This window comes from Paucidesulfovibrio longus DSM 6739 (assembly GCF_000420485.1).
GTDB lineage: Bacteria > Desulfobacterota > Desulfovibrionia > Desulfovibrionales > Desulfovibrionaceae > Paucidesulfovibrio > Paucidesulfovibrio longus.
The window spans coordinates 93,499-103,977 of the sequence record NZ_ATVA01000001.1; the positions used below are offsets into that span (position 1 = coordinate 93,499).

At 52.1% G+C, this 10,479-nt stretch carries 8 protein-coding genes; 5 read left to right on the forward strand and 3 right to left on the reverse strand.

Translation table 11 applies throughout. The features are described from left to right. Window positions 1-401: 401 nt before the first annotated feature. Window positions 402-1,616 carry an ISL3 family transposase gene (locus tag G452_RS0100440; RefSeq protein WP_022660293.1) on the reverse strand — a complete coding sequence of 405 codons (1,215 nt, stop codon included), beginning with the start codon at window positions 1,614-1,616 and terminating at the stop codon, window positions 402-404. 138 nt (window positions 1,617-1,754) lie between these two features. Here G452_RS0100440 and G452_RS0100445 point away from each other — a divergent pair, with 138 nt between their 5' ends. After that, window positions 1,755-2,066: an ArsR/SmtB family transcription factor gene (locus tag G452_RS0100445; RefSeq protein WP_027188889.1), complete on the forward strand. Its 312-nt coding sequence runs from the start codon at window positions 1,755-1,757 to the stop codon at window positions 2,064-2,066. A gap of 86 nt (window positions 2,067-2,152) precedes the next feature. Continuing rightward, on the forward strand, window positions 2,153-3,256 hold the full coding sequence (locus tag G452_RS0100450) for an NADH:flavin oxidoreductase (protein WP_022660295.1): 1,104 nt from the start codon (window positions 2,153-2,155) through the stop codon (window positions 3,254-3,256). Between the two features lie 526 nt (window positions 3,257-3,782). Here the strand turns inward: G452_RS0100450 and G452_RS20285 are convergent. After that, window positions 3,783-5,708, reverse strand: a complete 1,926-nt coding sequence (locus G452_RS20285) for a recombinase family protein (RefSeq protein WP_155887433.1) — start codon at window positions 5,706-5,708, stop codon at window positions 3,783-3,785. A gap of 865 nt (window positions 5,709-6,573) precedes the next feature. On the opposite strand from G452_RS20285, the gene G452_RS0100460 reads away from it, so the two are divergent. Then, window positions 6,574-7,533 (forward strand): integrase domain-containing protein, encoded by a 960-nt coding sequence (locus G452_RS0100460; protein ID WP_022660297.1) that lies wholly within the window; start codon window positions 6,574-6,576, stop codon window positions 7,531-7,533. Window positions 7,534-7,905: 372 nt separating this feature from the next. Continuing rightward, window positions 7,906-9,567: a hydroxylamine reductase gene (hcp, locus tag G452_RS0100465; RefSeq protein ID WP_022660298.1), complete on the forward strand. Its 1,662-nt coding sequence runs from the start codon at window positions 7,906-7,908 to the stop codon at window positions 9,565-9,567. Window positions 9,568-9,747: 180 nt separating this feature from the next. Here hcp and G452_RS0100475 read toward each other — a convergent pair whose 3' ends face one another. Continuing rightward, window positions 9,748-10,068, reverse strand: coding sequence for a DsrE family protein (locus tag G452_RS0100475; RefSeq protein WP_235619573.1), 321 nt, complete (start codon window positions 10,066-10,068; stop codon window positions 9,748-9,750). 136 nt (window positions 10,069-10,204) lie between these two features. On the opposite strand from G452_RS0100475, the gene G452_RS0100480 reads away from it, so the two are divergent. Continuing rightward, window positions 10,205-10,479 (forward strand): transposase (locus tag G452_RS0100480; RefSeq protein ID WP_022660299.1); only part of this gene is annotated, 275 nt, incomplete at its 3' end.

Below are 10,479 nucleotides of genomic sequence, written 5' to 3' on the forward strand. Positions count from 1 at the left end.
GTCAATGCAACGGAATACCGTTTTTCCCGATGAAACAGAAAGGATAACAAATTGATTATTGCTTTTATTGAAACTCTATCTTTGATTTCACGGACACACAGCACAATCACTATGGAGAGGCCCATCGACGAGCTCCCGGCCGAACTGGCGCATCTGAGCTCAAACAGTGGCGATTCGCTCAGACCACGTATCAACCAAGTACCATTCCAAGCGGCACCCATGGTTTTAATGGTACATATGGCGTTTGCAACTCATTGAAATGCCGTAAGCATGCGGCCTACAGTTTGATTTTTTACAGCCTTCCACGAAGTTAACACCTGCCTAAATCGAAGTACTCCTTGCTTCATGAAGTCATGCCCGGGCTGTGTTGACATCGGCTAGAGTTGGTGCCTTTTTTTGGTTCATCCGGTTAAAGCGTACTTGGACTCATGAATGCCCATAATCCTGAGTTTGAAGAACTCAGTATCGCGGTAGCCGTAGGCCTGCCGTTTCAATGTCTTGATCTTGTTGTTTGTCCCTTCGATTGGACCTGATGAGATGGGGTGATCGTAGTAGGCAAGGATGCCGAAACGATACGCGGCAAGCGTCTTCGCCATGACCTGCAAGGGGCGAATCTCTGAGGCTTCGGCTCTAGCGATCCAATCAGCGATAACCTTTTCCGCTGTTGCCTTGTTCGGTTGGGACCAGAATTGTCGCAAATCCTCTTTCAGATAGTAGGCTGTCGCCAGTGGTTTGTTCAGCCGCAACGCTTCGTCCAGGCGTTGTTTCTCATCACGGCCTTCATCCAAGTTTTCCGGATTTTTCAGAAGAATCCAACGAGTGCCTTTGACTGCCTTCTTCTCAAGTGGTGACGAGAGTTCCCTGAATAGTTGACGGCGAATCTGGGTGATTTTCTCGTTCATCAATTTGACCACATGGAATCGGTCAAAAACAATGGCCACATTAGGCAAACTCTCCATGACGGCGCTGATGTAACCAACGTTCATGTCAGTCGCCACAGCCGCAATCTTGGCTCTGGTTTTCTTGAGTCGTTTCCAGAATGGAAGGATAGTTTCGCGGCTTCGACCTTCTCCGACGAAAACAACTGCGCCGCTTTCGAGATCCATGACCAACGTCAAATACTTCTGGCCTTTTCTGACACTGATTTCATCGATGGCAATGTATTTGAGCTTCCCCAATTTCGGCTTTGCGAAACGATGAAACAGATACCGTTTGAAAATTGATTTAATCGTGTCCCAACCGACGCCGAGCAGGTCGGCAACATCTTGTATTGTCATCTTTTTTGCCAGAGCAAGAGCGTAACGCTCAAATGCCTTGGTGTACCATCGTCTTGGTTCCGCGACTTGCACATCAATTAGTCGAACTACACCACAATTACGGCATCCTATCCGCTGCACAGGAATGACCAGCCAAACCGGTTTGAAACCGATGGGTACAGTCTGCACCCACCGCTCGGAAAAGCCTCGACGGATGATGTTTCTGGAACGACAGCAGGGACAACGAACAAGATCGTCTTTGGGTTGCACTTTCAGGATTATATTGCCTGCGATAAAATCCTGTCGAATGTAGTCGTAGCCTCGCAGGCCGAACGCGTGGTAGATGAAACTCGTGGACATGGCGACAGCTCCTTTTGATGGTCATTGGCGTGAACATCATTAGGACGCCATGTCCTTTCATTTTGTCAAAAGTACGCTCTGACCGGATGCCCCCCTTTGCCACTTGACATATCGACAAAAAGAGATATGCTGATATGTATGAATTTGGAAGAAATTTGTAAAGCGCTAGGGAATCCGGTGCGCCTCAGCATCATGGAATGGTTGAAGGAACCTGAAAAAAACTTCCAGCCCATGGTTCACCTGCCGGAAAATGAACGCGGCAAAGGATACGTTTGCGTAGGTGCCATACAGGAACGAGTAGGGATCACGCAGTCTACAACGTCGAGCTTTTTACGCAAGATGAAACAGGTTGGCCTGCTGCACAGCAAACGTATCGGACAATGGACCTACTACCGCCGGAATGAAGAGCGCATACAAGAGCTGGCGATATATATTGCCAACAAGCTTTAATCATTAAGGAGGCCTTGCGCTTCCTTTTTTACCATCACAACATATCGCAAATTCGCGATATGTAAATTTAGCGAGGAATAAGTACCATGAAACTGTTTGAGACAACACAGCTCGGCCCCATGACCTTGAAAAACCGTCTGTGGCGTTCCGCCACGTGGCTCAACATGGCTGACGATAAAGGTCACATTACGGAACAGCTCGAAAAAACATATATTGCTCTGGCTAAGGGCGGCGTGGGAACCATCATCACAGGCTATGCCTTTGTGCGCGAAGACGAGCAACCGAACCCCGGCATGCTGGGAATTTATGATGATGCATTCATTCCCGAATACAAAGAATTTGTGCAGAAATTGAAAGCCGAGGGCGCAAACGTTGTTATGCAGATTGTGTATGGCGGTTCCGCTACTGATTTTCAGCCGGAAGGACGCACCATATGGGGACCGTCTGCGGTACCGCATCCCATGTTCGGCACCATCCCTACGGAAATGTCTCAAGCCGACATACGAACACTGGTGGCCGATTTTGCACGGGCAGCACGGCGTGTAAAAGAAGCCGGATTTGACGGGGTGCAGCTTCATGGTGCGCACACCTACCTTTTCAGCCAGTTCTTAAGCCCGTATTACAATCGCCGTCAGGATGAATATGGCGGGAGCATTGAGAACAGAGGCCGCATCATCTTTGAAACTGTCCGCGCCATACGCGAAGAAGTAGGCGAAGAGTATCCCGTACTGATCAAGATGCATTGCTCCGACGACTGGGACGAGCACGGCCTGAGTGTTGAAGAAAGCATGGTTGTAGCAAAGGGGCTCGAACGGCTGGGGGTCAGCGCCATCGAATTCAGCGGCGGCAATCTGGATACCACAAACTATCCGGAAGCCAGCCCTATTCGTTCGGGCATCATCAAGCAGGAAAAACAATCATATTTTGCGAAAAAAACGGCGGAAATCGCGAAACATCTGACCATTCCCGTCATCTCTGTCGGAGGGCACAGAACTCCGGAAGTTCTTGAAACCCTATTGGAGGAAACTCCCATTCAATACTTCTCATTCTCCCGCACGCTCCTTTCCGAACCAGATCTGCCTAACCGCTGGCAGTCAGGCGATTACGGAAAACCCCGCTGTATTTCCTGCTCAAAATGCTGGCACCCTGACGGCAACATCTGCATTCTGGACAGACCGAAAAAGAGCTAAGGCTGTTCCTAAAACAAGCTTGTTCAGTAAACGTTCAGTAGTATCGTACTACATGACACAAACGACATAGCCTCTGGAAAAAACAGTAATATCTCACACTGCAATGTTCACGTTTTCGGTTAGCCTTGAAAGTTTGGCTCAAGCTGAGCGTAAGAAACAGAACACAAGAAGACCAGCCATAGAGATATGGCTGGTCTTCTTGTTGCTTGATTTTGTCAAAAGTACGCTCGAGTCGGATGAACCCTTTTTTTGCTAAAATAAAAGGATATTCCTATCAAGACATGTGTGAAAAAATGTGTAACAACATCCCCGAAATTCCCGAAAATCACTAGGGATCACCATAAATCACCTAAAAGTAAGTCCCTGCCATATTAAAAAACACGGCAGGGACTAGGTTTTCAGAAACGTGGTGGGTACTTTTTGGAAGGCTTCCACGGATTTGTGCTGGTTGGGCGGCTGAAAACCCGTGTGTTCGATGTACATTTGATGAAACCATTTATGGCGATTGCTATGCAGCGTCGTAAATTCAATTACGTCCAGTCCCCTTTTTTTTCGAAAGAAAATCTTCGTATGTCATGAAACTACGTTTACTCGGATCGTCGGAGTTGCAAAACGAAATCCATTTCACCGGAGTTCCATCCGGCTTCAAAGGCCATTCTTCGGCTTTTTGGACCTTTTTACTTCGGGTTGCCAACCATTTTTGCAGGTCTTCCTGGTCCCAGTCATGATAAGTGACCTCTGGTGAGGCGGAAGTTCCGTCCAGCTTAACAAAGGGTCCATTTTCAACAATAGATTTGGGTGGAACGGGGGTCTTATAAAGGAATCTCTGCCACACGACCTCTTCATTTACTTTCCGCGGTGGTGGGCAGAAGCATGCATAATATATGGTCCTATCGGGCATGTCCGTGTGTTCACCACCAATTTCAAAGACAGCAACACGATCGGGGAAAAAGGTTATTTTGCGGACAACCCGTCTCAACTCGGCGGTCAACTCTCCGCGAAGTCTTGACGCTTCTTCCTCATCTGCATTTTTCAACTTTTCGGCCAAGGCCGTGATGTTTGACTGCCTTTTTTGGATAGACGGCTTTACCTGGCTTTCCGCAAGTCGATCTTCAAGGTCTAGGATTCTTTCCTTACAGCCCCTAACGTCCTCGTGCATGTCCCGGATGCGTTGCTCGACTTGCGGGATGGAGTCGGCCCCGAAAGACTCGACTAGCTTGTCCAAGGTTCTCGTGCTTTCCGCTAGTTCGGTTTGCGCCTTTGTCAGTTCCTCCTGAAGGTCCGGCTTATGGATTGTCTTTTCCTCGCCGATGGAGTCCAGGTCGATTTCCCGCAGGAGGCCATCAAGGAGCGCTTGTTCAATCCGGGCATACTGGTGGAATGAGGCGTGTTCACAGTTCGTCCCGCGACTCCGGCCGTCACAAACTAGATATTTGTCTTTCGGACGGGCAGTGCGCAAACGCATGGCACACCCACACAATCCGCAACGAGCGACTTTCCTGAAAATATTGGTCACAAACCCCTTTTTCCCCTTCCCTCCCGTGTCGGGCTTCAATTTCCTCCGCTTGGAAGCGGCCCTTGCCCTAAGCCATGTCTCCTCGTCAATCACCCGGGGCCAGTAGCCATGTACGGGGTCGCCGAACGGAACCCGCTTCCCCCCTTGGCGTTTACCACCAGTGTACGGCTGGTATTCACCTAAAACCGATCTTTCATCGACGATTTTGCCAACGTATGAAGCCGACCAACCGTTTTTGGAACGGCCCCAAGTCGGAATCTTCTCTTCGTTAAAACGCATGGCGATCATGCGTCTTCCGTACCCGGTGATCGTCTCTGCGAACATCCGCTTGATCAACTCCGCTCTTTCCGGGATCAGGATGTATTTACCCTGGTCAGCGGAATACTCGACCCACGCCGGGTGGAGACCTCCGATCGGGACCCCTTTGTTGGCCAAACGGTGCTTGTTGTCCCACATCGCACCGAGTCGTTCGGATTTCCGCTCGGACTCCTCGTTAGCCCTCGCCATGATCCCGAGGCAAATCAGCAGATCACTGAAATTGTCGTTGATATTCTCATGCGTGTATGTTTTCCCGTTTTCAAGGGTATGGATTTTTATGCCAGCACGGACGATCTCACGGAAAACGTCGAAAGCGTCCAAAACCTTGGCGCGGGAAATCCGGTCCAACGACTCAACGACTAGGACCGAACCGCTTGGGATTTTGCTTTCGCGAACAAGAGACAGGAACTGTCCCAGCGCCCCTTCGGTGACGTTGGCCGATGTGTATGCCGACACACCAAGGTCCCGCAGATCATCATCAAGAATAAGCTCGTTGGCTTGCACGTATCTCTGTGTCGCCTCAAGTTGCCTTCGCAAGCTGTCGCCATGAAGCTGTTTTTTCGACGACATCCTTATGTAGCTGTATGCCTTGGGTTTTTTCTTGTTAAATTTTGACATGGCCACATGTTAAATTGTTGTCCAAATAAAAACAAGTCCATACTATTGTTTCTATAACTCTTATCATCGGAAGAGTCTATGACCTGCGTCAATTTATAACTCGAACCGGATTGATCACGTTTGCAAAATTTAATGGAGTTGACACACCTTACGCCGTCAAGTTGGCTTCACATCCCTTGAGCCAGAGTCGGCTCCGCCATCCCTCTCGCCGTCGCCTGCGCGGATGACGACGCAAGCAAAGTCGAGAAGGCAAGGCCGACCGGCCAAAGCCGGTCGCCCGAAGGGCTTGGCCTTGTCATCTCGACTGCTTGTGTCACGCTCGCGGAAAAATCGGCAGGAGGGGCAAATATCCTGTCAACGAACCTTGCTCGGCGATTTCCCGGGGTGATAAGACAGGGCATAACCAGTCAGGTTGAGTAACCAGAAGGAGGTAAGAATCGCGTTCAGGCGCGTTCATAAGTTTTGACGAAGTCTAAACTGATGAACGCTTAAGTAGGCACTAACGTGCCGGAACACCAAACACTTCGCTGCCGTTCATTTCCAAACGGCACACTTTCACATCCAAACGCCAGGCTGGAACACAGCACCCCCGCCGGACAAACGACAGGTGTCTAGAAATCTGCCGTTGTCGAAATTCCCCCACGGCCACCGCTTTATACGCAGGACGAACGAGCCTGCGTGGTGGCACCCCTTATTGAATGGATTCTCAGGATTTTTCCTTCTGTGGGAAACGGACATTGATTTGTCCCGTGTCGGTTGTTGTGTGGCGCATTCGCGCCATGGGCAGGTCATTTCCCGGCAAACGGGGAAGGTTCGACCTGCTTTGTCCCGGGGCACTGCCCCGAACTTCAGGAAGGAGAATTCCATGACAAAATCCATCAGTCTGGTACTGGGCGTGAACAGGGCAACCCTGTCCGGTTCGCGTTCCAAGCAACACAGGGTCCGTCAGAATGCCCGAGCCTTTGCCAAGCGGCTTCGCCGTGAAGGGTTCGGGGTTTGCAAATGGACCAATGTCACGAATAAGCATTTCGCGGCTGTTGCCTGGCAAATGCAGGAAGAAGGCAAGGGTGACGGGCGTATCGCCGAACTTTTTTCGGCGGCCCGTGATCTGTGCAAGGCCTACGGGAATACCGGCATCAGCCCGACCAACGACGTGTTCGACGTTCGGCGGGGCAGCATTGCCAACGCCATAAGTAAAGCGGTTGCCCCCGCCTTCGTGCAGGGGGCAATCGACAAGCTGGAAAACGAGCTTGGCTATGAATACGGTCCCCGGTGTGCCGCCCAAATCCGCCTGCAATGGGAACTGGGCCTTCGTCGGGAAGAATCGGCAAAAATCGATTTGGTCAGCGATTGGGATAGGGAAGGGCGTAGCCTTCTTGTCCAGTATGGGACGAAAGGGGGACGGCCAAGGACGCTGACCAATCTGTCCGACAAGCAGCAGGAAGCCCTGGAACGGGCGTTGCCATATGTCAGCCAGTCCGACAGGCCGGGGGTCCACACCCTTATGCCTGAAGGGATGGGCGACAAGTGGCAGGAAAAGCTGTCCTACGCGGCCAGGTTGTGCGGGTTCACCAAAAAAGAAAGCGGGTGGACGCTGCACAGCAATCGTCATGAACGGTTTCACCGCATGTATGTCGAGCACACGGGCTTCCAGCCGCCCAACCAGCACGAATCCGTGGAAGCCTTCCAGAAGGCCGCGCGGGACACGGCTGGGGATGAATGGCCTCGACTCGATGCTGAAGCCCGTGACGAAATCGAAGTGACTGCAGGACATTCCGCCGGGCGGCGGGACGTGTCTGATGCCTACCTTGGCAGCAGTCAGTAACAAGACCCCGCTTCGGCGGGGTTTTTCTTTTGGGCGTGAGGTTCCATGGAGGAGACACCCCGCTCGGGCGGTGTGTCTCCTCCATGGAACCGTCCTTTCCTCCAGTCGGCTTGGGGCCGACTGGAGGAAAGGACTATCGCCAAATGAGGAATGTTACCTGGGAGCGAATAGGGACGCAGAAAAAATTGGTTGGCAGTATCGTTCAGCGTATAATGCTATAAAAACGAGATGTTATCGCTTCGCAATGTGATCAAATGAATGTTGTCCAAATTAAAATATGATTATTATGATATGGCTGCTGGGCTGGGCCTTTCAATTTTTTCTTTCCGTCAGCACCCAGTTATTTTGTAACCGCAACATAAGGAGACCCATATGTTTTGCTACCAATGTCAGGAGACAGCGAAAAACACAGGCTGCACCGTCAAGGGGATGTGCGGAAAACCGGAAGAAACAGCCAACCTCCAGGATCTTCTGATTTTTGTCCTGCGGGGCATCGCCGTCTATGGCGAAGGACTCAAGGGTTTGGGTAAGCCCGACCGTTCCAACGACGACTTCGTGCTTCAGGGGTTGTTCGCCACTATCACCAATGCCAACTGGGATGACGCCCGTTTCGAAGGCATGATTCAAGAAGGTCTGAAACGCCGTGACGCACTCAAGGCAAAGTTCATGGACGCATACAAGGCGAAGCATGGCAAGGACTACGCCGATGCTCTGCCCGATGCAGCAACGTGGAGCGGACCTGCCTCCTCCTTCGCGGAAAAGGCCAAGACGGTCGGCATCCAGGCCACGGCAGACGAAGACGTGCGCTCACTGCGCGAATTCCTGATCATCGGCCTCAAGGGCGTGGCAGCCTACGCCGAACATGCCGCCGTTCTGGGATACCGCAAACCGGAAATCGACGACTTCATGCTGGAGGCCCTGGCGTCCACAACGAAGGACCTGTCCGTGGACGAGATGGTCGGTATGGTCATGAAGGCCGGAGAGGTTGCGGTCACGACCATGGCCCTGCTGGACGAGGCCAACACCTCCACATACGGGCATCCGGAAATCACGGAAGTCAACATCGGCGTTGGCCGCAACCCCGGCATCCTCATCAGCGGCCATGATCTCAAGGACATGGAAGAGTTGCTCAAGCAGACCGAGGGAACGGGCGTCGACGTCTACACGCATGGCGAGATGCTCCCCGCCAACTACTACCCGGCCTTCAAGAAGTATGACCACTTCGTAGGCAACTACGGCGGCTCCTGGTGGCATCAGAATACGGAATTCGAAGATTTCAACGGTCCCATTCTGCTGACGACCAACTGTCTTGTGCCCCTGAAGAAAACCAACACCTACCTCGACCGCCTCTACACTACCGGTATCGTGGGCTATGAGGGAGCCACACACATTCCCGAACGTCCTGAAGGTGGAGCCAAGGACTTCTCGGGGCTCGTCGCCCAAGCCAAGAAATGTTCACCGCCTACGGAACTTGAAAAGGGCACCATCGTCGGCGGATTCGCGCACCATCAGGTGACCGCTTTGGCCGACAAGGTCGTCGATGCCGTCAAATCCGGTGCGATCAAGCGATTCGTGGTCATGGCGGGTTGCGATGGACGCCAAAAGACCCGTGAGTACTACACGGAAGTTGCGGAGAATCTTCCCAAGGACACGGTCATCCTGACCGCCGGATGCGCCAAGTATCGCTACAACAAGCTGGCTCTCGGGGACATCGGCGGCATCCCGCGCGTCCTTGATGCCGGTCAGTGCAACGACTCCTATTCGCTCGCCGTCATCGCCCTCAAGCTCAAGGAAATCTTCGAGCTGGAAGACATCAACGACCTGCCGGTGTCCTACGACATCGCCTGGTACGAGCAAAAGGCCGTGGCGGTCCTTCTCGCGCTCCTATTCCTGGGCGTCAAGGGCATCCGCCTCGGCCCAACGTTGCCTGGATTCCTGTCTCCGAACGTGGCCAAGGTCGTCATCGAGAAGTTCGACCTGAAACCCATCGGAACCGTGCAGGAGGACATCGCAGCCATGATGGCTGGCAAGTAGCACCAATAGGCCCTGTCGGAGAGATTCTCCGGCAGGGCCTTGATTGTTTATTCTTCAACCAACATGGGACGCACAAGCCGGTCACAATGGGCACAAATCCGGCCAGCATGCCCCCGGCAAGTGTTGCATAGGGCTATCGCGTGTAGGTTCTCTTTGATGAGAGCCCGCTTCCCTGTTCATCTAGTAGTTGAGAATCCTGTCCGCCTTTATCATTTCCTCATACAGAAATTTCATGCTGGACAACTTGACGTATTCGCTTTCATCCACCCCGTGGATGCTCAGGCACTTCCCTCAGGCGACCAGCGCGCCCTCGCTTAGGGCGAACATTTTCGCCTGTTCGGCGATCGGGAATGCTTCCGAATCGCCCGCATACAAATCAACGGCGCTGGCGTTCAGGAACAACGTGACGTCCTCACCCTCGTTCAACAGGAAGTTGCCGAAACGGATAGTGTTCCATTTCACTTCCGGGTCGTTGCTGGAAAGAATGATCAAGACTTGCATAGAGGCTCCTTCGATTTGACATTGCCTAAGCATAGATTGTTTCCATGCCAAGTTGAACAAAAACTGCGCTTTCCCCCGAAATTCGGACCACCGGTTAAGGTGGAATCAGCGTCCTTAAACCGATAAGGAAGGGCGTATGACAAAGAGCAACAAAAGACGGAAGCATTCGGACAAGTTCAAGGCCAAGGTCGCGCTTGAGGCGATACGTGGCGTGAAGACGCTGGCGCAATTGGCTGCTGAGTACAAAGTGCACCCAAACCAGATTTCTACGTGGAAAAGACAGCTCCTTGAAAATGCCGAAGGCATTTTCTCCGGCGACAAGAAAGCCAAGAGCCAGGAAGAGGTCACCGCTCCGCTGTTTGAAGAGATCGGGCGGCTCAAGATGGATATCAAGTGGCTTGAAAAAAAGTT